The organism is Hamadaea sp. NPDC051192 (genome assembly GCF_040682475.1).
GTDB classification, from domain to species: domain Bacteria; phylum Actinomycetota; class Actinomycetes; order Mycobacteriales; family Micromonosporaceae; genus Hamadaea; species Hamadaea flava.
Genome location: NZ_JBFBAZ010000049.1, coordinates 1 through 23,334 on the forward strand (window position 1 = coordinate 1; position 23,334 = coordinate 23,334).

Annotated in this window: 26 protein-coding genes; 13 read left to right on the forward strand and 13 right to left on the reverse strand. The window is 71.0% G+C overall.

The window, feature by feature from the left end; genetic code table 11:
* The first annotated feature begins 156 nt into the window (after window positions 1–156).
* Complete coding sequence (locus tag AB0M47_RS21400; protein ID WP_363416336.1) at window positions 157–660, forward strand: hypothetical protein; 504 nt, start codon at window positions 157–159, stop codon at window positions 658–660.
* On the opposite strand, the gene AB0M47_RS21405 is transcribed toward AB0M47_RS21400, so the two are convergent.
* A complete protein-coding gene (locus tag AB0M47_RS21405) occupies window positions 649–1,170 on the reverse strand; it encodes a phosphoribosyltransferase family protein (RefSeq protein WP_363416339.1) in 522 nt (173 codons plus the stop codon). The genes AB0M47_RS21400 and AB0M47_RS21405 overlap by 12 nt on opposite strands.
* Window positions 1,171–1,215: 45 nt before the next feature.
* On the opposite strand from AB0M47_RS21405, the gene AB0M47_RS21410 reads away from it, so the two are divergent.
* The 3 genes from AB0M47_RS21410 (at window position 1,216) to AB0M47_RS21420 (ending at window position 3,883) form a co-directional block, all read left to right on the forward strand.
* Complete coding sequence (locus tag AB0M47_RS21410) at window positions 1,216–2,214, forward strand: Gfo/Idh/MocA family oxidoreductase (RefSeq protein WP_363416342.1); 999 nt, start codon at window positions 1,216–1,218, stop codon at window positions 2,212–2,214.
* A 91-nt stretch (window positions 2,215–2,305) separates the two neighbouring features.
* Window positions 2,306–2,632, forward strand: coding sequence for a YciI family protein (locus AB0M47_RS21415; RefSeq protein WP_363416501.1), 327 nt, complete (start codon window positions 2,306–2,308; stop codon window positions 2,630–2,632).
* Window positions 2,633–2,653: 21 nt separating this feature from the next.
* The gene (locus AB0M47_RS21420; protein WP_363416345.1) at window positions 2,654–3,883 is read left to right on the forward strand and encodes a sigma-70 family RNA polymerase sigma factor; all 1,230 of its coding nucleotides are present in this window, start codon (window positions 2,654–2,656) and stop codon (window positions 3,881–3,883) included.
* Here AB0M47_RS21420 and AB0M47_RS21425 read toward each other — a convergent pair.
* From AB0M47_RS21425 to AB0M47_RS21445, 5 genes are all read right to left on the reverse strand, one after another.
* A complete protein-coding gene (locus AB0M47_RS21425) occupies window positions 3,880–4,359 on the reverse strand; it encodes a hypothetical protein (RefSeq protein WP_363416348.1) in 480 nt (159 codons plus the stop codon). The genes AB0M47_RS21420 and AB0M47_RS21425 overlap by 4 nt on opposite strands.
* Window positions 4,356–4,679 carry a hypothetical protein gene (locus AB0M47_RS21430; RefSeq protein WP_363416351.1) on the reverse strand — a complete coding sequence of 108 codons (324 nt, stop codon included), beginning with the start codon at window positions 4,677–4,679 and terminating at the stop codon, window positions 4,356–4,358. The genes AB0M47_RS21425 and AB0M47_RS21430 overlap by 4 nt, the downstream gene beginning before the upstream one ends.
* 33 nt (window positions 4,680–4,712) lie before the next feature.
* Entirely contained in the window at window positions 4,713–5,435 is a 723-nt protein-coding gene (locus tag AB0M47_RS21435) for a protein phosphatase 2C domain-containing protein (RefSeq protein WP_363416354.1), read from the reverse strand.
* Window positions 5,432–6,349 carry an EamA family transporter gene (locus tag AB0M47_RS21440; RefSeq protein WP_363416356.1) on the reverse strand — a complete coding sequence of 306 codons (918 nt, stop codon included), beginning with the start codon at window positions 6,347–6,349 and terminating at the stop codon, window positions 5,432–5,434. Before AB0M47_RS21440 ends, AB0M47_RS21435 begins: the two co-directional genes overlap by 4 nt.
* 125 nt (window positions 6,350–6,474) lie before the next feature.
* Window positions 6,475–7,275 carry a Bax inhibitor-1/YccA family protein gene (locus tag AB0M47_RS21445; RefSeq protein WP_363416359.1) on the reverse strand — a complete coding sequence of 267 codons (801 nt, stop codon included), beginning with the start codon at window positions 7,273–7,275 and terminating at the stop codon, window positions 6,475–6,477.
* Between the two features lie 47 nt (window positions 7,276–7,322).
* Here AB0M47_RS21445 and AB0M47_RS21450 point away from each other — a divergent pair, with 47 nt between their 5' ends.
* Complete coding sequence (locus AB0M47_RS21450; RefSeq protein WP_363416362.1) at window positions 7,323–7,685, forward strand: DUF1304 domain-containing protein; 363 nt, start codon at window positions 7,323–7,325, stop codon at window positions 7,683–7,685.
* A 246-nt stretch (window positions 7,686–7,931) separates the two neighbouring features.
* Here the strand turns inward: AB0M47_RS21450 and AB0M47_RS21455 are convergent, their stop codons facing one another.
* Entirely contained in the window at window positions 7,932–8,303 is a 372-nt protein-coding gene (locus AB0M47_RS21455) for a hypothetical protein (protein WP_363416365.1), read from the reverse strand.
* A gap of 128 nt (window positions 8,304–8,431) precedes the next feature.
* Between AB0M47_RS21455 and AB0M47_RS21460 the strand changes: the two genes are divergently transcribed.
* Window positions 8,432–9,664 (forward strand): hypothetical protein, encoded by a 1,233-nt coding sequence (locus AB0M47_RS21460; protein ID WP_363416368.1) that lies wholly within the window; start codon window positions 8,432–8,434, stop codon window positions 9,662–9,664.
* Window positions 9,665–9,777: 113 nt separating this feature from the next.
* Here the strand turns inward: AB0M47_RS21460 and AB0M47_RS21465 are convergent, their stop codons facing one another.
* Entirely contained in the window at window positions 9,778–10,407 is a 630-nt protein-coding gene (locus tag AB0M47_RS21465; RefSeq protein WP_363416371.1) for a uridine kinase, read from the reverse strand.
* Window positions 10,408–10,473: 66 nt separating this feature from the next.
* On the opposite strand from AB0M47_RS21465, the gene AB0M47_RS21470 reads away from it, so the two are divergent.
* Window positions 10,474–11,721, forward strand: coding sequence for an FAD-dependent oxidoreductase (locus tag AB0M47_RS21470; RefSeq protein ID WP_363416374.1), 1,248 nt, complete (start codon window positions 10,474–10,476; stop codon window positions 11,719–11,721).
* Window positions 11,722–11,922: 201 nt separating this feature from the next.
* On the opposite strand, the gene AB0M47_RS21475 is transcribed toward AB0M47_RS21470, so the two are convergent.
* The gene (locus tag AB0M47_RS21475; RefSeq protein WP_363416377.1) at window positions 11,923–12,897 is read right to left on the reverse strand and encodes a GNAT family N-acetyltransferase; all 975 of its coding nucleotides are present in this window, start codon (window positions 12,895–12,897) and stop codon (window positions 11,923–11,925) included.
* A gap of 55 nt (window positions 12,898–12,952) precedes the next feature.
* Here AB0M47_RS21475 and AB0M47_RS21480 point away from each other — a divergent pair, with 55 nt between their 5' ends.
* Genes AB0M47_RS21480 through AB0M47_RS21490 form a run of 3 tightly spaced genes read left to right on the forward strand, consistent with a single transcriptional unit; the run spans window position 12,953 to window position 16,700 of the window.
* A complete protein-coding gene (locus AB0M47_RS21480) occupies window positions 12,953–13,252 on the forward strand; it encodes a GNAT family N-acetyltransferase (RefSeq protein ID WP_363416380.1) in 300 nt (99 codons plus the stop codon).
* Between the two features lie 39 nt (window positions 13,253–13,291).
* Window positions 13,292–15,907, forward strand: coding sequence for an excinuclease ABC subunit UvrA (locus tag AB0M47_RS21485; RefSeq protein WP_363416383.1), 2,616 nt, complete (start codon window positions 13,292–13,294; stop codon window positions 15,905–15,907).
* Between the two features lie 40 nt (window positions 15,908–15,947).
* Entirely contained in the window at window positions 15,948–16,700 is a 753-nt protein-coding gene (locus AB0M47_RS21490) for a hypothetical protein (RefSeq protein WP_363416386.1), read from the forward strand.
* An 81-nt stretch (window positions 16,701–16,781) separates the two neighbouring features.
* On the opposite strand, the gene AB0M47_RS21495 is transcribed toward AB0M47_RS21490, so the two are convergent.
* The gene (locus AB0M47_RS21495) at window positions 16,782–17,318 is read right to left on the reverse strand and encodes a GNAT family N-acetyltransferase (protein ID WP_363416389.1); all 537 of its coding nucleotides are present in this window, start codon (window positions 17,316–17,318) and stop codon (window positions 16,782–16,784) included.
* Between the two features lie 9 nt (window positions 17,319–17,327).
* Entirely contained in the window at window positions 17,328–17,849 is a 522-nt protein-coding gene (locus tag AB0M47_RS21500; RefSeq protein ID WP_363416392.1) for an AAA family ATPase, read from the reverse strand.
* 571 nt (window positions 17,850–18,420) lie between these two features.
* On the opposite strand from AB0M47_RS21500, the gene AB0M47_RS21505 reads away from it, so the two are divergent.
* Together AB0M47_RS21505 and AB0M47_RS21510 are read left to right on the forward strand one after the other, a co-directional pair.
* A complete protein-coding gene (locus AB0M47_RS21505; protein ID WP_363416395.1) occupies window positions 18,421–19,629 on the forward strand; it encodes an arginase family protein in 1,209 nt (402 codons plus the stop codon).
* 45 nt (window positions 19,630–19,674) lie between these two features.
* Window positions 19,675–20,238 (forward strand): dihydrofolate reductase family protein, encoded by a 564-nt coding sequence (locus AB0M47_RS21510; protein WP_363416398.1) that lies wholly within the window; start codon window positions 19,675–19,677, stop codon window positions 20,236–20,238.
* 16 nt (window positions 20,239–20,254) lie between these two features.
* Here AB0M47_RS21510 and AB0M47_RS21515 read toward each other — a convergent pair whose 3' ends face one another.
* A complete protein-coding gene (locus AB0M47_RS21515; protein WP_363416401.1) occupies window positions 20,255–21,325 on the reverse strand; it encodes a serine hydrolase domain-containing protein in 1,071 nt (356 codons plus the stop codon).
* 95 nt (window positions 21,326–21,420) lie between these two features.
* Between AB0M47_RS21515 and pip the strand changes: the two genes are divergently transcribed.
* On the forward strand, window positions 21,421–22,344 hold the full coding sequence (gene pip / locus AB0M47_RS21520) for a prolyl aminopeptidase (RefSeq protein ID WP_363416404.1): 924 nt from the start codon (window positions 21,421–21,423) through the stop codon (window positions 22,342–22,344).
* Here pip and AB0M47_RS21525 read toward each other — a convergent pair.
* Window positions 22,256–23,329 carry a phosphotransferase gene (locus AB0M47_RS21525; RefSeq protein ID WP_363416407.1) on the reverse strand — a complete coding sequence of 358 codons (1,074 nt, stop codon included), beginning with the start codon at window positions 23,327–23,329 and terminating at the stop codon, window positions 22,256–22,258. The two genes, pip and AB0M47_RS21525, sit on opposite strands and share 89 nt — an antisense overlap.
* Window positions 23,330–23,334: the final 5 nt, after the last annotated feature.

A 23,334-nucleotide genomic window follows, 5' to 3' on the forward strand; every position in this document is an offset into this window, starting at 1 on the left:
GTTCCTCCCGCGGTGAGGGTACTCAAGGAAAGACGCTTCGCGACACCCCGGGGATGCCTTCGTGACGGGTCGCGGATCTTACTGGCCGGACGGCGCTCGGGGAGATGCTCACGACGTGTTGAGGAACCTCGCCCCGGGGAGCGGTGTCCCTCTCACATGAGACGCGCTCTGCTGATCGTGGTCCTGTTCGCCGCCGGTTGCACCGCCACCCCGGCCCCTGCTCCGACCGCCCTTCCCGCCGCGTCGTCCGTCGGCGTGATCGGGCCGGCTGCCGCCTGTCCCGCGACGGCCGCTGCCGAGCCGCTCGTACGCCAGGCGTACGGGCAAGGGGTGGAGATGTGGGTGATGCTGTTCCCGACGCAGCCGGACCTCGTCCCCGGGCAGACCCTGAAGGTCGTCGTACGCCTCACCGGCGGGCAGCACGTGACCGTGACCGCCGACGGTCCCGGTCAGCGGCGGATCACCCCGGAATGGGGTCCGGAGTGGCACGGCGACAGCACGTTCGACAAGCCCGGCGGCGAGTTCGGCGTCGGCCTGGACTTCCCGGCCGCGGGCTGCTGGACCGTCCGCGTCGTCAACGAGTCCGGGTCGGGCGAGCTGACGCTGCGGATCGGCGGCCGCCCGTCGTCCGCCACCCGTCCGTCGGCCTCACCCAGCTGAGCGGGCGGCTTCCAGGTCGGCCCGGGTCAGCAGCGCCCGCAGGGCGATCCCGTCGGCGGCCAGCGCCTCGGCGCCGCCTTCCTGGCGGTCGATGACGCACAGCGCCGTGTCGACGATCGCGCCGAGGTCGCGTAGCTGCCGTGTCGAGATCGCGATCTGGCCGCCGGAGGTGACGACGTCCTCGACGATCACGACCCGCCGCCCGGCGAGGTCGGCGCCCTCGGCGAGCCGGCGGGTGCCGTACTCCTTGGCGGTCTTGCGGACGAACGCGCAGGGCAGCCCGCTGTGGCGGCCGAGCGCGGTGACGACGGCGATGCCGCCCATCTCCAGCCCTGCCAGCACCTCGGCGTACGCCGGGACGAGCCCGGCCAGCCCGGCCCCGACCTCGTCGAGCAGCACCGGATCGGCTTCGAACCGGTACTTGTCGAAATACTCCGTCGTGACCCGGCCGGAGCGCAGCCGGAACTCCCCGGTCAGGTGACACGTTTTCTGGATCTTGGTCGCCAGCACGGCCCGAGCTTATCCGGCGTCCGCGGACCCGGTTAGATGGAGTGCATGGCCGACAAGATCAGGTGGGGTGTCCTCGCCACCGGCGGCATCGCCGCCACGTTCACCGAAGACCTGCGTACGCTGCCCGACGCCGAGGTCGTGGCGGTCGGCTCGCGCAGCCTCGCCAGCGCCCGCGCGTTCGCCGAGCGGTTCGGCATCCCGCGCGCCCACGGCAGCTGGCAGGACCTGGCCGAAGACCCCGACGTCGACGTCGTCTACGTGGCCAACACCCACAACGCGCACTTCCCAGCGGCGGAGCTGATGCTGCGCGCGGGCAAGAACGTGCTGTGCGAGAAGGCGTTCACGCTCAACCTCGCCCAGGCCCAGGCGCTGATCGAGCTGGCCCGCGACCGCGGCGTCTTCCTCATGGAGGCGATGTGGATGCGGACCAACCCGGCGTTCCGCCGGATGCTGGAGATGCTCGCCGACGGGGCCATCGGCGAGATCAGCACCGTGCACGCCGACTTCCACCTGGCCGGCCCGTTCGCCGCCGACCACCGGCTGCGCGACCCGCACCAGGGCGGCGGCGCGCTGCTCGACCTCGGCGTCTACCCGGTGACCTTCGCCCACGCCGTGCTCGGCGTGCCGTCGTCGGTGACCGCGTGGTCGGCGTTGAACCCGGAGGGCACCGACGCCAACACCGGCATGTTGTTCGGCTACGCGCACGGCCCGCATCAGGGTGCGCTCGCCGCGCTGACCTGCGGCATCACCGCCGACAGCCCGGTACGCGCGGCGGTGTCGGGCACCCGGGGCCGGATCGTGCTCGACTCGATCTTCTTCCGGCCCGAGGAGTTCACCCTGCACCGGGCCGGCGCCGACCCGCAGACCATCCGCGTGCCGTTCACCGCCCGCGGGATGGTGCACGAGGCGATCGAGGTGATGCGCTGCGTACGCGAGGGGCGGCAGGAGAGCCCGCTGGTCAGCTGGCAGGACACTCTCGACGTGATGGGCCTGCTCGACGGCGTACGCGCCCAGGTCGGCGTGGTCTTCCCGGGCGAGCGGTAATTTTTTCGCGGGAGCTGTCCGGTCGGCCGTCCGCCGATCGTCATCTCCGGTGAAAGCAACTTCACCAGCGAAGGAGTTCACCGTGAAGTACATGATGTTCGTCTGCGTCGACGGCGACCCCGACACCGACCCGGCGCCGGAGCCCGACATCGACGAGTGGGTGGCGACCAACGACGCGAAGGGCCGCCGGCTGCGGGGGCACGTGCTCGCCCCGGCCGAGGCGGCGACCACGGTCCGCGTACGCAACGGCCAGCTGCTGGTCTCCGACGGCCCGTTCACGGAGACCAAGGAGCTGATCGTCGGCTTCGACCTGCTGGAGTGCGCCGACCTCGACGAGGCCATCGAGGTCGCGCGGACGCACCCGATGGCGCGCGGCGGCCGCATCGAGATCCGCCCGTTCGCCGACTTCGAGCAGTGACGGCGTCCGGGTGAGTGCTCGATGACGACGCAGTCTTCGGCCGCGGCGGCTCGGGGCGCCGCGGCCGAGGCGGCGGCCGACGCGTACCCCCGGATCGTCGCGGCGCTGATCCGGATCACCGGCGACTGGACGCTGGCCGAGGACAGCGCTCAGGACGCGCTGGCGACCGCGCTCGAACGCTGGCCCGTGGACGGCGTACCGGGCAATCCGGGGGCGTGGCTGATGACGGTGGCCCGCAACCGGGCGCTGGACATGATCCGCCGCGCGACCGTGGAACGCCGCAAGCTCCGCGACGTGGCCGTGCTGGCGTTGACCGCCGCGACCGGCGAGCCGCTGCCGGCCGAGGAGGTGGTCGACGACCGCCTGCGGCTGATCTTCACCTGCTGCCATCCGGCGTTGGCGCTGGAGGCCCGGGTGGCGCTGACCCTGCGCACGATCTGCGCCGTGCCGACGGCCGACATCGCGCGCGCCTTCCTGACCAGCGAGTCGACCATGACCCGGCGGCTGACCCGGGCCAAGACGAAGATCGCCGACGCGGGCATCCCGTACGCCGTCCCCGAGGGCCCGGCGCTGACCGAGCGGCTGCCCGGCGTCCTGGCCGTGCTGTATCTGCTGTTCACCCACGGCTACAACGCCGACGGGGAACCGGCGTTCGCCGCCGAGGCGATCCGGCTGACCCGGCTGCTCGCCCGGCTCATGCCGCAGCAGCCGGAGGCGTCGGCGCTGCTGGCCCTCATGTTGTTGCAGCACTCTCGCCGGGCCGCCCGCCGCGACGCCGACGGCAACCTCGTCACGCTCGACAAACAGGATCGCGCCCGCTGGGACCACGCGGCGATCGCCGAGGCGGTCGACCTGCTCGCAGCCGTGCCCGGGGACGGCCCGTACGCCCTCCAGGCCCGGATCGCGGCCTGTCACGCGACTGCGCCGTCCCCGGAGCGGACCGACTGGGCCACCATCGCCGACTGCTACGACCAGCTCGTCCGCCGCCAGCCCAGCCCGGTCATCGAACTGAACCGGGCCGTCGCCCACGGGTACGCCTTCGGCCCGGCCGCCGGCCTGGAACTGCTCGCGAAGGCCCGCGCCGGGGGAGCCCTGGACGACTATCCGCTCGCCTTGGCGGCCGAGGCCGACCTGACCGCCCGCGACGGTGACCGGGAACGCGCGGCGGACCTGTTCCGGGAAGCGGCCGCCCGGACCCACAGTGAGTCCGAGCGGCGGGCGTTGCTCGACCGGGCGGCCGAGAACGCCTAGTCGTCCCAGGTCATCGAGAGATCGGTGAGCTGCAGTCTCGGGACGGGCTTCTTGGGCGGGTCGAAGGTGGCCAGCTCCGCGTTGAGCCGCAAAGCGTGGTGAATGGCCTCGCCCCGGCCCGGCCACTGTCGCTCCAGCTCGCTCGCCTCGAGGATGTCGGCGACGCCGGCCATCGGCAGGAAGACGAATGTGGAGCGTTCGGTGTCGGCCAGTTCCTCCGCCACGGCCAGGTCCGACGCGAGGTCGGCGAGCAGATTGCGGCCGAACGCGTCAGACTGCGCATACGCGGCGATGAACGTCGAGGTCGGGATGCCGACCTGACTGATCTCGGCCCACGCCTCGACGTCGTCGGGGTCCTCGCCGATCGCCTCGTTCTCCTCCATCACCGACCGGACGAACTCCGACACCGGGATGGCCTGATCGACGCTGGCGTAGGCGAGCATGGCCGAGGTGTCGAGCACCGCCCGGACCGTCATGCCGGGTTCCGCCGCTGATGGGCGTCGAGTGCGGCGACCCGCGCCTCGGCCTCGTCCAGCGCCTTCTGCGCGTCGCGGACCTCTCGCTGCGCCCGCGCGGCCGCGTTGGCGGCGCGCTGCCGCTCGATGTTCGCCCGGACCTTGGCCTGCACCGTGGGGTCGACGTTGTCGCCGACCGCCCGGCGCAGCAGCGCCTCGGTCCGCATCCGGCGGTCGGAGGCGCGGGCGGCGGCGGTGAAGTAGGCGGACACGTTGTCGACGTTTTCGATCAGCCGGGCGACGTCCTCCGGCACCGTAATCGTCACACGCTTCGCGGGCATACCGTCATACTATCGCCGCTCATACCGCGCCGACTAGGAGACTTTCAGGATCGCAGCGGTCGCGTTGTCGTTCCCGCCGGTCGCCAGCGCCTCGGCGAGCAGCTGCGAGCACATCTCGGCCGGCGTCGCGCCCGAGCCGAGCACCTGCGCCAGCTTCCGGTAGGACACCTCCTCGCCGATGCCGTCGGTGCACAGGCACAGCACGTCACCCGGGCGCAGCGCCACGTTGAGCACGTCCGGCTCCGGCGCGTCCGGATGCCCGACATAGCGCAGCAGGTGGTAGCGGGCCGTCTGGGCCTGCCGCGAGTCGTGCGGCCACCAGCCGTTGACCGCGCCCAGCCAGGCCTCGGTGTGGTCGACCGTCAGCTGCTCCAGCAGCCCGTCGCGCCACCGGTAGCAGCGCGAGTCGCCGACCTGGGTGATCCAGGCCTGCGCGCCGTCGACGACCAGGGCGGTGAGCGTACAGCCGGTCAGCTCCGGCCAGGCCCGGCCGCCGTCGATCACGCGCCGCTGGCATTCGGCCACCGCCGCGCGCAGCAGGTCCGCGCTCGGCACGCCGGTCCGCGTGACCTCCCGGAAGGTGTCCACAGTGGTACGCCCAGCGAAGGCGCTGCCGCGGCCGGACCCCATCCCGTCGGCGACCACGAGGACGGTGCGGTCGGCGGGCGGGCCGTCGACGGCGAGCACGTCATAGTTGGCCGGGTAGCGGTTACCGATCTGGGTGTCGCCGGCGACGGAGAGCTGGGGCGCGGTCATTTCCGCGACGCTACCGGCTCGGCTCCGGCGTCGGCGGCCGGGTCGCGCGCCGGGGTCTTCTTGTCGGCCGCCCGCTGGGTCGCCAGCACCGAACCGGCCAGCACCAGCGCGAACCCGATCCCGATCCCGGCGGTGAACGGCTCGCCGAGCACGATCACGCCGAGGATCACCGCGACCGCCGGGTTGACGTAGGTGATCACCGGGCCCCGGACCGGGCCGACCTCGGCGATCAGCGCGTTGAACACGGTCAGCGCGACCGCGGTGCACAGCACGGCGAGCACGACGACCGCGATGATCACGTCGGCGCCGGGCATGGTCGCCGGGTGCTGCATGATCCCGGCCGGGGCGTAGATCAGCGCGGACAAGGCCAGCGACACCGCCATCACGGCCAGCCCCGGCACGCCCTTGAGCTGCCGGTTGAGGATGAACGGGCCGACGGCGTACCCGACGACGACGATCGCCATCTGCACCAGCGCCCACGTGTCGTCGGCCGACAGGTCGAGCCCGACGAGGGCGGCCACCCCGGCCAGCCCGACGCCCAGGCCGAGGATGCGCCGGGGACCCAGGCGCTCACCGCCGGTCGCCCAGCCCAGCAGCGCCGCCACCAGCGGCACCCCGGCGATCAGCAGCCCGGCCAGCGAACTGCTCAGCCGCTGCTCGGCGGAGGTCAGCAGGAACCACGGGACGGCGATCTCGGCCGCCGTGAACGCCAGCAGCGCCTTCCAGTGCGGTAGCAGGGCGCGCAGCTGGCCCCGGGCGATCGCGATCGGCAGCAAGATGAGCGCGGCGATCGCGCACCGCCAGAACACCACCGACGCCGGGGTCAGCCCACCGACGGCGATCTTGATGAACAGGTAGGGGACACCCCAGATGATGCCCAACGCGGCGAACAGCAGCCAGCCCTTACGCGACACGCGCTCATCTTAGGCAGGTACGCCGACACGACCGGGGCGCGGAGATCAGAAATGGGACGGTGACGACGACCCCGACGCGCGCTGGATCGTCCGCGAGAACCGCAAGAAGAAGCGGATGCCCGCGCTCAGTCCCGGCCGCGCAGATAGCTGAGCAGCCGCAGCACCTCCAGGTACACCCAGACCAGGCCGAGGATGATGCCGAACGCGGCGAACCAGCCGTAGCGGGCCGGCAGGCCGTTGCGCACGCCCTGCTCGACGACGTCGAAGTCGAGGATGAAGGTCAGCGCCCCGATCACGATCATCGCGAGGCTGAAGATGATGCCGATCGTCCCGGCCTCGCGCAGCCCGGTGTTGATCCCGAACAACGCCAGCACCCAGTTGCCCAACATCAGGACCACCGCGGCGATCAGCGCGCCCATCAGGCCCTTGGTGAACCGGGGGGTGGCCCGGATGACCCGGAACCGGTAGAGGATCAGCATCACGAAGAAGATGCCGATGGTCGCCGCGACGGCCTGGGCGGCGATGCCCGGGTAGACCCGGTTGAACCATTCGCTGATCATGCCGAGCGCCGCGCCTTCGAGCAGGGCGTACGCCCCGATCAGGACCGGGCTGGTGGACTGCCGGAAGCTGACGATCAGGCCGACGATCAGCGCGGCGATGGCGCTGCCGAAGACCGCCGGTCCGGTGAGCCGGTCCGGCACCCAGATCCACGCGGCCGCGGCCGCCAAGGTGAGCATCGCCATCAGGGCGAGGGTGCGGCCGATGACGCCGTCGACCGTCATCACACCGGTACGCGCGCTGGTGACCACGCCGGGGTAGGTCGCGGTGCCGCCGCCGGCGCCGGGCTGATACCAGCCGGGATCGCCGTACGCACTCGTCGCCGGGGTCTCGGACAACTTCGCCAAGGCGGGGTTGGAGCTCTGCATCCTCCGATGGTGACACGCTGATCCACAGGCCGGGCAATACTGGCGGCATGAATCTCGTGGCCGTGATCGCCGCGACCCTCGCGGGCCTGCTCCACGTGCTCATCTTCGCGATGGAGTCGCTACTGTTCCGCCGACCCGACGTCCACCGCCGCTTCCGGACCGCCGCGTCCGACGTGGACGCCGTCCGCCCGTGGGCGTTCAACCAAGGTTTCTACAACCTGTTCCTCGGGATCGGGGCGATCGTCGGAGTGTTCCTGCCCGACACCCCCGGGCGTACGCTGACCGGCTTCGCCTGCGCCTGCATGCTCGGCGCGGCGATCGTGCTCGTCGCCGGCGAACGCCGGATGGCTCGCGCCGCCGTGATGCAGGGGTTCCTCCCGCTCGTCGCGTTGGTCGCCCTCGCCTTCTAGCCTCCGCTTCTCGGGACGCGCGCCTTCGCTTCGGGGCGCCTTTTCGCGGCGGCGCCTTCGCTTCGGGTTCGCGGCGGCGCCTTCGGCTTCGGGGCGCCGTTTTGGAGCGGATCAGGGATCTGCATGCTTCCCGGGCCCAAGATCGCAGGCATATCCGTGATCTGCTCCCTTCCGCCGCGCCGGGCGGGGCGGGGCGGGGCGGTAAGCGGGGCGCGGCAGGGCGGGGCGGAAGGCGGACGGCGGGTGTTACGCGCCGGGCGGCGGCGGGACGCTGGGACTCACCGGCAGGCTCGGGTCCACGGGGACGCTCGGGTCTACCGGGACGCTGGGCGCGCCGGGGTCGACCGGGACGCTGGGCGGATCCACCGGCAGGCTCGGTGGGGTCGCGGGGAGGCTGGGCGCGCCGGGTACGCCCGGCACACTGGGCGGGGAGACGGGAAGGTTCGGTGGGCTGATCGGGAAGAGTATTCCGAGCAGGCCGGTGAGCAGGGCGCCGATGGCGCCGAGGAGTCCGCCGATGGCGCCGAGGAGTCCGCCGATGGCGCCGAGGAGTCCGCCGATGGCGTCCACTGTCGTCACCTCCAAGGGGTTCGAGGCCGCTCCCTCAGTATCGGACATTCAGTGCGAAAGTACCTATAGCCCAATAGGGTACTTAGGACGCCTTTCACCAAGATCGTGGCTGGCGCTCGCCGGGCCCGGCACGGTCCGGGTACTCTGCCGACACGTCCTGCTGGGGAGGGCAATACGTGGCGCGCGTGGTACTCGTCGCCGGGGTGGCGCTGTGCGCCCTCGGCGTACTCGGCATCGTCCTGCACCTGGTTCGCCGGGGCCGCTGGCGTACGTTGCGTTCGGCTGCCGAGCTTTATCAGCGCGCCCGGCTGGCGCTGACCTCCGCTGTGGACACCACCGTCGTCGGGCAGACCCCGGTCGACCGGTCCGCCGAGGTCGATCGGGCGGTCGAGATCGGACAGCAGGCCCTGGACGCGTGGAAGTCCGCCGGGACGCCGCCCACCTCGGCCGCGCTGCGGGTCCGGGTCGCCGGACTGGCCGTGGCGTACGGCGACGACCTGCGTAACGCCGGCCGGGCCGAGGCCGCGCTCGCCCATCTGGCCGCCGCGCAGGCGGTGCTGGCCGAACGCGTCGACGCCGACCCCGTCCGGCACCGGCCCATGCTGGCCGACGTGCTGACCGCGACCGCCGCCGCCGAGGCCGACCTCGGGCACGCCGACGAAGCGCTGCGCCTCGACGGGCGGATCGTGCCGCTGCTGCGCGACCTCGCCCAGGACCGCCCCACCGCGTACGCCCGGCAGCTCGGGCTCGCCCTGGCCGCCGAGGCCCGCCACTTCCACGAGATCGGCCGCGCCGCCGAGGCCCTGGCCGCCGCGGCCGAGGCGACCACGCTGCTGCGTACCGCCGACCGGGCCGCGCTCGCCTCGGCCGGGGCCGACCACGCGGCGATCCTGCTGGCCGCCGGCCGGGACGAGGAAGCCCTCGCGGCCGTCAACGAGGCGGTCAAGCACGGCGCCCAGGGCTTCGACGGGCATTCGTTCGAGCACTGCGCGACGCTGACCGTCCTCGGCCGATGCCTGCTGACCCTGGGCCGTACGCCACTGGCCGAAGCTCCGCTGCGCGACGCGCTCGCCCTCGCGCGCGCCGCCGCCACCCGTCACCCGCACCGGGGCCGGTCCTGGCTCGCCGACAGTCTGACGGCCACAGCCGAGATGCTCACCGTCCTGGACCGCCCGGCCGACGCGGTCGCCGCCGCGCAGGAGGCGACCCAACTCGCGCCGTCCGACAGCGGCCTGCAGGCCCGCGCGTTGTGGGCGCTGAGCGCCGCCCTGGTCGCCGACGGCCGCCCAGCCGACGCCCGCACGCCCGCCGCCGAAGCCGTCGAACTCTACAAGCGACTGGTCGCCGCGCGGCCCGGCCGCCATCACCGGGAACAGGCACAGGCCCAGGAACTACTGTCGCGCCTCTGACCCGCGTACCTCGGCGCGCCTCGGTGATCTCCGAACGTTGGTGATCTCCGGAGGCTCAGGTACCCATGGGCGCCCGGGACAGGTGCGCCACCTTCCGGAGATCACACCCCGGTTCACTCCAGCACCGCCGGGCGCCGCGGATCCTCCACGCGCACCACCAGATCCGCGGCCGTCACCGGTTCCACGTCCGTCTCATACCGCTGGTACGCGGGAAGCCGCCACCGGTCGGCGTCGGCCGTCCGGCGGGCCAACGCCGCGGGGGACTGCTGCAGGTGGACGGTCAGATCGAACGGCAGCCACCGGCCCAGCAGCAGCGCCCCGTCGACGATCACCACCCCACCCGGCGGCATCGTCACATACTCGGCGCGGGTGGCCCGGTCGGTCACCGGATTCCACAGCGACGGCAGCACCCGGCCTGTTCCGCCCGGATCGAGCGGTTCGAGCACCTCCCGCAGCAGCCCGCCGGTGTCCAGCCAGTCGTCGTAGTAGGCGTCCGGATCGGTCCGGCCGTGCTCGAACCGCAGTGACGCCGGGCGCAGGAAGTCTTCGGCCCGCACACGCAGCACCGGCCGCCCGCGTACGCGCAACGGCGCCACCAGCGCGTCGGCCAGCGTCTGCGGTTCGGCCGGGGGAGCGCCGTCGATCGCGACCCGGGGCCACGGCGCGTCCTGGGGATCGAGGGCGGCGACGCGGTCGGCCACCTCCTCGACGAGCCTGTCGAAGGTCACCGGCCGGAATCGCACACCTCATTGTGGCGCGTCGCCCCGTCCTGGCTGCGCCCGGTCGCCCACGGTGCGAGAGTGGAACCCATGGAGTCCGTCGTCATCGTGGGCGCGTCCCTGGCCGGTGCCAAAGCCGCCGAGACGCTGCGCGCCGAAGGGTTCACCGGCCGGGTCGTGCTGATCGGGGAGGAGACCGAACTGCCGTACGAACGGCCGCCGTTGTCCAAGGGTTACCTGCTCGGCAACGACCCCCGCGACGGTGGGCAGGTCCACGACCAGCCCTGGTACGCCGAGCAGAACATCGACCTGCGGCTGGGCACCCGGGTCGTGGCGGTCGACCGGCACGCCCACACCGTGGCGCTGGCCGACGGCCAGTCGGTGCCCTACGACCGGCTCCTGCTCGCGACCGGCTCCCGCGTACGCCGGCTCGACGTGCCCGGCAGTGAGAACTCCGGGGTCCGCTATCTGCGTACCCTCCCGGACTCCGACCAGTTGCGCGCGGATCTGAAGCCTGGCACGCAGGTCGTGGTGGTCGGGGCGGGCTGGATCGGTCTGGAGGTGGCCGCGGCGGCGCGGTCGCACGGCTGCACCGTGGCCGTGATCGAGACCGAGTCGCTGCCGTTGCGCCGGGTCTTGGGCGACGAGCTGGGCGGTCTCTACCGTGACCTGCACGCGGCGCATGGTGTCGAGTTCCACCTCGACAGCGGCGTACGCGAATTCGGCGGCCTCGACGGGCAGGTCACCGACGTCGTCCTCACCGACGGCACCGAGATCCCGGCCGATCTCATCGTGGTCGGCGTCGGCATCCGGCCCGCCACCGAACTGGCCGAGGCGTGCGGCCTGGACCTCGACAACGGCATCGCCGTCGACTCGCACCTGCGCACCAGCGACCCCGACATCTTCGCGTGCGGCGACGTCGCCGCCTGGAACAGCCGCCTCGTCGGCTCCCGCATCCGCGTCGAGCACTGGGCCAACGCCCTCAACGGCGGTCCCGCCGCGGCGAAGTGCATCCTCGACCGTGACGAACCCTACGACCCCGTGCCGTACTTCTACTCCGACCAGTACGACCTGGGCATGGAGTACTCCGGCTACGTGCCGCTGCACGGCTACGACCGGATCGTCGTGCGCGGCGACCTCACGGTGAAACCCGACGGGACCGCACCGGAGTTCCTCGCCTTCTGGATCTCCGGCGAACGGGTCCTGGCCGGGATGAACGGCAACGTCTGGGACGTCGTCGACCCGATCCAGGACCTCGTCCGCGCCGGCTACCGAGGCCAGCGGGTCGACCTGCGCAAACTAGCCGACCCCACCGTCCCCCTCACCGACGTGCTCTAACCCCGCTTGCCCCTCCGCCTCACTCCGCTCGCCCCGCCGCCCCCCGCCTCGCCGCCGCCCCCGCTCGTCGCTCGCCGCCGCTCGCCCCCGCCTCGCCCCGTTGATCATGGAGTTAACCGTGGTGTCGCCGGTGTGTCGGCACCGGAAACTCCATGATCAACGGGGCGACCACCGCGACGACCAACGGGGCGATCAACGCGACTAGAACTCGCGGACGTAGGCGACGTGCTTGCGGTCCACCGCGAATCCGGCCGCCTCGTACACGCCCAGCGCGCCGGTCGGGTTCGCCGCGTCCACGCCCAACGCCGCCTGGTCGTAACCCTGCTCGGCCGCGGCGTGCAGGCAGGTCGCGATCAACGCCGACGCCAGCCCGCGCCGCCGGTACGCACGCAGCGTCCCGATCGTCGAGATCCACGCCTCCCGCCGGCCCGTGGCCACCTCGTCGGCCTCGAAGAACGCCGTCAGCAGGAACGCCACCATCTCGTCGTCCGCGCCGGGGGACCCGGCCAGCGCCACGTAGGACAGCTCCGGCACGAACGCCCGTGTCCCCGTGTACCACTGCTTCCACGATTCCTCGTCTTGCGGCGAGCTGCCCCAGTGGTCGGCGAACGACTCGTTGCGTACGCGCAACGCCGCCAGATCGTGCCGCGCGTGGTCGAACCCCTCCACGCGTACGCCCTCCGGCAACACCGGCGCGGGAAGCTCACCGGACAGCGAACGCTGCATCGAGAAGAACCACCGCTGCGGCACGAACCCCGACGCCGCCAGCAGCCCGGCCTTCACCGTGTTGGCCTCGTGCGCCTGCACGTGCAACTCCATCGGCGCGTCCGGGAACCGCGACCGCGACACCACCGGCGTCGTCTCGATCGCCCACTCCGTCAACCGCCGGCCCAACCCCTGACGCCGGTACTGCGGATGCACCACACCGTCGAAGTACACCCGGTTCACCGGGTTGGCCGTCGCCCGGTTCCGCAGCACCGCCGACGCGACCATGACATCGCCGTCCCACGCGGCGAGGCTCCCCAGCTCCAGCGACACCAGCGGATCCGCCAGCTCTTCCGCCAGATCCTCCGCGTCGTAATGCTCCCCGGTCTTGTCGACCTCCTCCGCCCGCGCGCACAGCAGCGCCCACGCCGCCGCGTCCTGATCCGTCAACTGCGTCCACCGCACCGTCATGTCGCGCAGCGTAGGTCCGCCCCGGACCGCCCGGCGACCGAATTAGGCTGAACCCATGCAACTCACCGTGACCGACGCGCCCGAACGCGAGCGATTCGAAGCCCACGACGGCGACGAGCTCGCCGGATTCGTCACCTACCAGCTCACCGGCGCCATCATCGCCTACACCCACACGGAGGTGCTCCCGGCGTACGAGGGCAAGGGCGTCGGCTCCACGCTCGCCCGCGCCGTGCTCGACGACGCTCGCGCGAAGGGCCGCACCGTCGTGCCGATCTGCCCGTTCATCCACGGCTGGCTCGACAAGCACCCCGAATACGAGGACATCGTCGCCCGGACCACCCGCAAGGTCCGCTAGTCCACCCTCGATCACTTTCGGTAGCTGTACGGTTACCAAATGGGACTGATCGACCCGAACTCCTCGCCGGAGACGATCAAGGTCCACGGCGCCCGCGTCCATAACCTGCGCGACATCGACGTCACGATTCCCCTGCGCAGACTCGTCGCGATCGCCGGCGTCTCCGGCTCAGGCAAGTCGTCGCTCGCCCTCGGCGTCCTGTACGCCGAAGGATCCCGCCGCTACCTCGAGGCGCTGTCGACCTACACGCGCCGGCGACTGGCCCAGGCACCCCGAGCCGACGTCGACTCCGTCGAACACGTCCCGGCCGCCCTGGTGCTCCGCCAACGACCCGGTACGCCCACCGTCCGCAGCACCTTCGGCACCTCCACCGAACTGCTCAACTACCTGCGCCTGATGTTCTCCCGCCTGGGCGCGCACCTGTGCCCGAACGGCCACCGGCAGCAGCCCACCATCGACGTCGCCCAAGGGCTGAACCTCACCTGCCCGGTCTGCGGCGCGGTGTTCACCCCACCAGGCGCCGAATCGTTCGCGTTCAACTCCGACGGAGCCTGCCCACGCTGCGAAGGAACCGGCACCGTACGCGAAGTCGACGAGGACACCCTCGTGCCCGACCCCGCCAAGACGATCGACCAAGGCGCGGTCGCACCCTGGTCGATGTTCGGCCTGACCGTCATGCCCCAAGTCGCCGCCGAACTCGGCGTACGCACCGACGTCCCCTACGCCGACCTCAGCCCGGCCGAACACGAGACCGTCCTGCACGGGCCACCGGTCAAACGAGAGATCCGGGTCTCCTCCAAGAGCGGCAAACTGTTCGACCTCAACTTCACCTACCGCAACGCCCGGCAAGCCGTCGAAGAGGCAGTCCGCAACGCCACCAACGAGAAGGGCCTCGCCCGCGTCAACCGCTTCCTCAGCGTCCAGACCTGCCCCGACTGCCACGGCACCCGGCTGAGCGAACAGGCCCGATCCACCACGCTCGACGGCATCAACCTGGCCGAAGCCACCGCGAAAACCCTGAGCGACCTCCACACCTGGATCCCGAACGTCATCCAGACCCAACCGCCCGACCTGGCCCGGATGGCCCGCGACATCGGCGAACGATTCCAGGACATCGCCCACCGGCTCCTCGGCCTCGGGCTGTCCTACCTCAGCCTCGACCGAGCCAGCTCCACCCTGTCCACCGGCGAACGCCAACGCGTCCAGCTCACCCGAGCCGTACGCAACCAGACCACCGGCGTCCTCTACGTCCTCGACGAACCCTCGATCGGCCTGCACCCGTCGAACGTGGACGCGCTCATCGGCATCATGCGAGACCTGCTGACCGACGGCAACTCCGTGATCATCGTCGACCACGACACCCAGATCCTGCGCGACGCCGACTGGCTCGTCGAAATCGGACCCGGCTCCGGCCCCCACGGCGGCCGCATAATCACCACCGGCGACACCACCGCCATCGCCACCGACCCCGACTCGCTCATCGGCCCCTTCCTCAGCGGCCGCGAACCCGTCGTCGTGCGTACGCGGGCCACCGAGCAGGAGATGTTCGACCTCGGACGCATCCAGCTCACCACCCGGCCACTGCACACCGTCCACGCGCTCGACGTCAGCATCCCCGCCGGCCGCCTCACCGCGGTGACCGGCGTATCCGGCTCCGGCAAGACCACCCTCGTCCTCGAATGCCTCATCCCCGCCCTGCACGCCCACGCCACCGGCACACCCGCCCCACCACACGTCGCCACCGTCGACGCCGGGCCGATCACCCGAGTCGCCACCGTCGACAGCACCCCGATCGGCGCCAACGTCCGCTCCACCGTGGCCACCTACAGCGGCATCCTCGACGAACTACGCCGCGCGTACGCAGCCACACCCGAAGCGAAAGCCGACGGACTCACCGCCGCCGACTTCTCCTACAACACCGGCTCCCTGCGCTGCCCACGCTGCCAAGGCACCGCCGAGATCTCCCTCGACGTGCAATTCCTCCCCGACGTCGACATCGTCTGCCCCGAATGCAACGGCTCCCGGTACGCACCCAGCGCCGACCGCTACCAGCACGCCGGCCTGACCCTGCCCGCACTACTCAAACTCACCGTCGAAGAAGCCCTCGACCACACCGGCGACCTGCGTACCACCCGCACCCGCATCCAGACCCTCCAAGACCTGGGCCTGGGCTACCTGACCCTCGGCGAAGCCACCCCCACACTGTCCGGGGGAGAGGCCCAACGCCTCAAACTCGCCGCCGAACTCGGCCGCGACCAGCACGAAACCCTCTTCGCCTTCGACGAACCCAGCGTCGGCCTGCACCCGCTCGACGTCCGCACCATGCTCGGCGTCCTGCAACGCCTCACCGCCAACGGCGCCACGGTCCTGGTGATCGAACACGACCTCGACATGATCGCCAACGCCGACCACGTCATCGACATGGGCCCCGGCGGCGGCATCGCCGGCGGCACCCTCGTCGCCGCCGGCACCCCCGACCACCTCACCCACCAACCCGACAGCCTCACCGGCCACTACCTAGCCCGCCACCTGGCCCGCCACGACCCCACCAGCCCGGCAGACCAGCCGGTACGCACGACGGTACGGACCCACCGGACGGCGGCAAAGATCCGTACCCGTCCCGATGCCCAGCCACCCGGCGACTCCCTACCGTGAGGTCACCTCAAGCAACCGACCTCACCCACGGAGACCCTCGATGCGTCTGTACGCGACCGCCGCCACACTGCTGACCGCGCTCGCCCTCCTGGCCGGCTGCCAAGGCGCCGACGACCCCGGCGCCGCACCCTCGGCCAACACCACCGTCGGACCGGCCACGACCACCAGCACCGAGGCGACTCCGCAACCGTCCACCGAGGCCACCAGCACGACCGGAACGACCGGCTGCGCCCCGCACGGCACCGTCACCGGCGGCGACGGCGTCGGCCTGCAGTTCATGAAAGCCTGGCTCGGCTGCGACACCACCAAGCTGAAGAAGCTCACCAGCGACGCCGCCTACACCCAGGTCACCAAACTCGGCACCCCGAACATCGACATGACCTGGACCAAAGCCACCTGCGACGGCGCGGCCGGCTCCACCTACTGCACCTACCGCAACAAACTCGGCTCCGACCTGATCATCCGCAGCCGCAACGACGCCACCGACCACGCCATCACCGAAGTACGCCTCGACGCGACCGTCTACTACACCGACGCCGAGAAGTACGCCCGCGAATTCCTCGACGCGTTCGTCAACCACAACAAACCCCGCATGCTCGCCCTGTCCTCGCAGAGCGTCGTGGACTCCGTCGTCGCCGACGCCCCACCGGCCGGATACACCCTGACCCTGTCCCCGGACCCGCACTGGGTCTACAACGCCCAGTTCACGGCCACCGGCGAATACTGGATCGTCACCATCCACAACCCACTCGGCAAAGCCCACGCGGTGACCGCCTTCGGCAACGCGGGCTGACCCAACCCGCAGGGTCTGCCACCGACCCCGACCGGGAAACCAGACCCGCCGCCCGCGCGTACCCCCGTCGCGCGGGCGGCGTCACCGTGCCACCACCCGCTCAGCCAGCTGCTTGAAGAAGAACGTCGTCGGCCGCAGCACACCCCACGGATCCGCCGAATGCGCCGGCATCACACCCAGCTCCGTCCACCCCGCCGACCGATACAAACCCTCCGCCGGACTATCCGTCTCCGTGTCCAGCACCAGCAACGACACCCCGACACCCGGAGCCGCCGCCTCCACCGCGCCCAGCAACGCCCGGCCGATCCCACGACCCCGCGCCCACGACGCCACCATGAACTTCGCGACCTCCGCCCGATGCCGCCCGTTCGGATACTCCAGCTCCAGCCTCAGCTGAATCGTGCCGACCACACCGGACGACTCCCGCGCGACCCACAGCACCGTACGCCCAGCCGCCACCTCAGGCTCCACCCGCGACCACCACGCACGCGCATCCACCAGCCCGAACGGCAGCAGAAACCCCATCGACGCCCCACCGGCCACCGAGTCCACCAGCACCTCGGCCAGCCCGTCGACGACCCCACCGACCTCGTCGGCCCCGACCCGAACAACCTTCACGACCGCATGCTAACCAAGATCAGCAGTGGGGGAGAGGCCCACAACCAGCTCCGCCACGACCTCACCCACCGGACGCGCCCCGTCCACCACCAACCGTTGATCCCGCCACCGCTCGAACGCCGCCCGACGGCGTACCACCGAATCCCACGACGGCTCCGGCAGCTCGGCGTACCGGCGACCACGGGCCGCCAACCGCGCCTGATGAACCGCCTCATCCCGGCACACCACCTCGACGAACCGCACCGGCGCCGCCGACCGCGTACCCAGCCCGACCCACTGCGCCCGCGCCTCGACCGCGTCGTTCACCGCGTCCACGACGACCGGCAGCCCGGACTCCAGCGCCCCTTGTGCGACCGCCTCCGCCACCACGTACGCTGCCAACCCGGTCGGCTGACCAGAGTCCACCCCTGCTCGCAGCATCGCCGCCTCGATCGGATCCACCGAGACGACGACGGCTCGCAGTACGCGGCTCAGCTCGACGGCGACGGTGCTCTTGCCGGAACCGGGCAGCCCGCACATCACAACCAGCATCGGCCGATTATCGCGACCCGTTAGTTGATCATGTTGGCCCGGCCGGGAAGGCCGAAACCCGCCCGCGTACGCGCGAAAACCCGCCCCACACTTTTCAGCCCACCCGGTTACCAATTACTGGATTACCGATATTCGTAATTTTGAAATCCGATATAGGGGTCCGAACGTGGAATCTCGCTCGGATTTATGCCGCCCATAATGACCGTTATGGGCGCGCATGATGCGCGAGACGACGACCGTCCCGGTGGGGGCGCGAACCAATAATTCGGCCTCAAGATCACGATCCCGGCGACCTCCCACTCCCTGCGGAGCGATCTCCGGACGCCCACGTAAGCTTCCACGTCGCCGATGGGTATCCCCTCCACCGGAGATCACCCGGGCCCCGGGCGGGCGCGCCGACCGCCGCAGGCGCCGAAGCCCGATGTTGATCTCCAATATGCCCTCTGACCTGCGAAAACGCCCTCAGATGGCCGTAGAGCGCCGAAATCCCCCGAGGTAGGGGTAGGCCTAGGGTCAAATACGCCCAAAAGCTCCGTCTGGGATTGTCTGGGGGTCGCTGTAGGGTCTGCCCATGATCCAGATCGCCGTCGTGATCGTCGTCGACCCGGCCGGCCGGGTTCTCCTGCAACTGAGGGCGCCCGACGCGGCGAACTTCCCAGATCTGTGGGGGCTGCCGGGCGGTCATGTCGAGGCGGGCGAGTCGCCCGAGGAGGCGGCCCGCCGAGAGCTGCTCGAGGAGACCGGGCTACGGCCGGAGCAGCCGCTGGAGTTCTTCGCGCATGAGGTCGTGCCGGAACGCCGCCTGGAGCGGTTCGTCTACACCGTCGCGACGTCGGCGTCGGCGGACGACTTGATCCTCGGTGAGGGTGTGGCGTTGGTGTTCGCCGAACGAGAGTCCATCTGGGACGGTCGGGCCTTCGTCCACCTGGACGCGGACGTCCTAGGAAGATTCCTCGCCGACCGTCCAGCAGACACGACCCATCCGGCAGACAACGTGACGAAGACGCCGGCGCTGCTGGTGATCCCGCAGTGGCAGGGTTCGGCACGTTCGGACGCGCGCCGGTTGGCGGTCGGTGCCGGGTTGATCGCCGGCCACTATCCTGCGGTGGAACATACGTTCGTAGAGGTGCCGGACGGCGTACCAGTCTGGTCTGCTGTGGAGCAGGTGGCTGCACGGACGGCGCGGGCGGTCGCGGAGCTGGGTGGCCGGTTCGTGGTGACGGTGGGTGGGGATTGTTCGGTGGACCTCTCCCCTGTGTCGGCGGCGTCGGCGCGGTTCGACGATCTGGTGGTGGTGTGGTTCGACGCGCACGCGGACTTGAACACTCCGGAGTCGTCGCCGTCGGGGGCGTTCCACGGGATGGTGTTGCGGACGTTGTTGGGTGAGGGGCCGCCGGGGTTGGTGCCGGGGCGTCCGTTGCGGCCGGATCAGGTGGTGCTGGTGGGTGCGCGGGACCTGGATCCGGGTGAGGTGGAGTTCGTGGCGCGGTCTGGCATTGCGGTGGTCGCGCCGGAGGATGTGCTGGCGGCGGTGGGTTCTCGGCGGGTCTATGTCCATGTGGATCTGGATGTGTTGGATCCGTCGGTGTTCGGGTCGGTGGGTTTCCCTGCGCCGGGTGGGTTGTCGGAGGCTCAGTTGCTGGGCGCGTTGCGGGGGTTGGCCGCGGAGCGTGAGGTGGTGGGGGCGGCGGTGGCGGAGTTCATGGCGGTCTCCCCCGCCGATGCTTCGGCGCGGGTCGCGTGGTCCGTCGTGGACGAGTTCGTCGGGGCGGCGCGGTGACCGCGATGCCGATGAGCGGCGTTCGATGTGGCTTAGACTCGCCGCATGGGACTTTTGACGTTCAGCATCAACGTCACCCTGGACGGCTGCGTCGACCACCAGGAGGGAGTCGCGGACGACGAGACGCACGCCTACTTCACCCGCCTCTTGGATGAGGGTGGGGCGATGCTGTGGGGCCGTGTCACCTACGAGCTGATGGAAGGCTACTGGCCTGCGGTCGCGCGGGGCGACGAGCAGGCGCCGCCGGCGATGCGCGAGTGGGCGGTCAAGCTGGAGGCCAAGCCGAAGTACGTGGTGTCGTCGACACGTGAGGACTTCCCGTGGGCCAACAGTCACCGCATCGCCGGCGACCTGCGTGCGGGTGTGCAGATGCTCAAGGACGCGACGCCGGCCGGGGTGCTGCTCGGTAGCGGCAGGCTCGCGGCCGAGCTGGATCGGCTGGATCTGGTCGACGAGTACAAGTTCCTTGTGCACCCCAGGATCGCGGGCCATGGCCCGACCCTGTATGAGAGTGGGCTGCCCAGTACGCGACGGCTCGAGCTGGTCTCGGCGAAGCCGCTGCGCAATGGTGCGGTCGCCATGCACTACCGGCGCGCGCTGCCGGAGTGATGGGCTGGTGTGACGGTCAGCGGGTGACGGCGTCGAGGACCATGCGGCGGATGGTGTCCATGGGGTCGTCGTCGGTGTAGGACAGGGCGTTCTTGGTGGCGGCGAGGGCGAGGCCGTGGGCGGGGGCCATGGCGGCGATGCTGCCGCCGCTGCCGTCGTAGCCGATCCAGGTGTCGTCGATGACGCCGAAGCCGAGGGTGAAGGCGCTGGGGCCGCCGAAGGTCCAGTCGGTGCCGTGTACGGCGGTGGTGGTGGCGGTCTTGAGTCGGTCGGGTGTGATGAGTTCGCCGGTGAGCAGGGCGCTGTAGAGGCGGGCGGCGGCTCGGGCGGTGACGGTGCCGACGGCGGGGATGTCGGCGCGCAGGATGGCTGGGTTGTTGCCGAGTGTGGCGTCGGGGCGTACGCCGGGTGGCGAGGCGGCGGCGACGTTGGGTGCGTATTGGCTGAGGTGGGTGAAGGCGTCGGCCCAGCCGTGGTCTTCGAGGACGGCGAGGCGGGGTTGGTCGCTGTCGGGTACGCCGAAGTGCAGTTCGCCGCGTACGCCCAGGGGTGTGGCGATGTCTTCGTCGAGGATTTGGCTGAGGGTGCGTCCGGTGGCGCGGCGGACGGTTTCGCCGGTCAGCCAGCTGTAGGTCCAGGCGTGGTAGCCGTGGCGGGTGCCGGGTTCCCAGGTGGGGTGGGCGTCGGCGAGTAGGTGGCACATGTGGTGCCAGTCGGTGAGGTCGTCGGGTGTGGTGTCGGCGGGCAGGGTGGGTAGTCCGGCGCTGTGGGTGAGGACGTGGCGGAGGGTGATGGCGTCTTTGCCGTGCTGGGCGAATTCGGGCCAGACGTCGGCGAGGTGGAGGTCGTCGTCGAGGTGGCCGTGGTCGGCTAGGTGGTGGATGGCGGCGCCGGTGAGTCCTTTGCCGATGGAGAAGGCGAAGAAGGGGGTGTCGGGGGTGACGGCTCTCCCCTGTTGGTCGGCGTGTCCGGCGACGGCGTCGAGGATGAGTTCGCCGTGGTGGTAGGCGGTGACTTGGAGGCCGGTTTCGCGGCCGGTGGTGATGAGGTGGTCGAGGTAGGTCTGGATGTGGTGGTGCAGGCTCATGACGTCTCCCTAACAGCTCTAGGTTTGAACCTAACATATCTAGGAAAACGTCGCCATGATATAACAGTGCTGTTAGATTATGGGAGGGGACGCACATGGGGATGCTCGACGTCGGCGACGGCAACCAGCTCTACTGGGAGGTGCTCGGCGACCCCGACGGCAAGCCCGCGGTGTGCCTGCACGGCGGGCCCGGCTCGGGCGCCGGTCCCTTCTGGGCCCGCGACTTCGACCTGACGCAGTACCGCGTGGTGTTGTTCGATCAGCGCGGCTGCGGGCGCAGCACACCGAACGTGGCCGACCACGACACCTCCCTGGAGACCAATACGACGGCGCAGCTGATCGCCGACATCGAGCGGCTGCGGGAGCATCTGGGCATCGCCAGGTGGCTGGTCTACGGCGGTTCGTGGGGATCGACGCTGGGGTTGGCGTACGCCGAGGCGCATCCGGCGAGCGTGTCGGAGCTGGTGCTGTTCAGCGTGGTGACGACGACGGCGGCCGAGGTCGACTGGGTGACCCGGCAGATGGGGCGGATCTTCCCGGCCGAGTGGGACCGGTTCGCCGGGCACGTGCCGGCCGCCGACCGCCACGGGAACCTGGCGGCGGCGTACGCCCGGCTGCTGAGCGATCCCGATCCGCAGGTGCGGGCGGCGGCCGCCGAAGAGTGGTGTCGATGGGAGGACACGCATGTCGCGGTCCTGTCCGAACCGTCGCCCGATCCCCGGTACGCCGACCCGAGGTTCCGGCTGCAGTTCGCCCGGCTCGTCACGCACTACTGGGCGAACGCCGGCTTCCTGCCCGACGGTCAGCTGCTGGCCGACGCGGTGAAGCTGAACGGGATTCCGGGTGTACTGGTGACCGGGCGTGCGGATGTGAGCGGGCCGCCGGATATCGCGTACCGGCTGGCGCAGCGCTGGACCGACGCGGAGCTGGTCATCGTCGGGCCGGCCGAGCACGGTTCGGGTCATCCGGAGGTGACCCGGGTGCTGCGGGAGGCGTTCGCGCGATACGCGCGACGGTGACGGACAGCTGCCGCGGCGTCGGCAACAGCCGCAACGTCTCGTCGATCTCCTGTTCGGCCCAGGCTCGGTCGTCGTCGGCCGTACCCGGGGCGGCGGCGATGCGGGCCTGGTGCAGCAGGAAGTTGAGCCGGTCGGCGAGCAGCATCGTGTAGTCGGCGGGTCCGCGGATCCGGCCCGGTCCCCCGGCGTCCACATAGGCCGCGTAACAGGCGAGCATCCGATCCTCGGCGGCGGCATCCGAGTCGGCGGCATCCGAGCCGGTCGTCTCCGCGTCGGTGGTGTCCGAGTCGGTGGTGAACCAGGCGTACAGGGTCTGGATCAGCTCGCGGGCGGGTTCGGCCGGGCCGAGCTGGTCCCAGTCGAGCACCACCAGGTCGCCGTCCGGTCCGGTTTGGACGTTCTCCGGGTGCAGGTCGCGATGGCACAGCCGCAGCGCCGCGGGATCGGGTGGGGTCAGCGCGCCGGTCAACTGCGGCAGGTCTTCGGCGAGCCGGGCCAGCCGGTCCGACCAGGGCTGCCCGCCGAACGCCGTGAAGCCGAGCAGCGTGAACTCGGCCGCGTCCGGAGCCTGGTGGTACCACGGTTCCTCGCCTGCGGCGGGCGGGGCGCACGAGTGCAGCCGGGCCAGCAACTCCCCCAGGCGTCGCGGCGTACTGGGCGCGTCGGGGTCGATCGGATGCAGGTCCACCCAGTCGTAGAGCCGCAGGACCCCACCGCCCGGGGCGGGCACCAGCAGCCGCCCGTCGGCGGCGGGGTGGGTCGCCGGTACGCGTACGCCGGCGTCGGCCGCTCGCCGGGTCAGGTCCAGTTCGGCCGCGAGGCGGCCGTCGGGCGGCGTGTCGAACGAGTGCTTGAGGGCGTACTGCCCGGCCGGGGCGCGTACCCGCCAGATCCGGCCGAGCGCGCCCCGGGGTCCGGGTGTGACGGTGACCTGCGGGCCCCACCCGTAGGCGGCGTACGCCGTGGTGAGCAGCGGATCGGTCACCTGTC